The 221-nt window shown below is 59.7% G+C and carries 1 pseudogene; it reads right to left on the minus strand.

The features are described from left to right. Positions 1–221: pseudogene (locus SB822_RS61760) on the minus strand (IS5/IS1182 family transposase); the annotation flags it as partial.

Below are 221 nucleotides of genomic sequence, written 5' to 3' on the forward strand. Positions count from 1 at the left end.
TTGATCATGATCTTGGCCGCCTCGCGTTCAGCGTGCCCGTCAGCACTGGTCACGCGCGCGTTGACTACCAGGCCGTGTCGATTATCGGTCAGCGTATGGCCCATGTACCGCAATTCACTGGCCGTCTTGCCTTTGCGATAAAGGCGCGCATCGGAATCGGTCTTCGACTGGTGCGTCTCGTTGCTGCGCTTGCTACCCTTGAAGTCACCCGCACTGCCACC

It is taken from the genome of Paraburkholderia sp. SIMBA_054 (assembly GCF_046534875.1).
In the GTDB taxonomy this organism is placed as follows: Bacteria; Pseudomonadota; Gammaproteobacteria; order Burkholderiales; family Burkholderiaceae; genus Paraburkholderia; species Paraburkholderia hospita.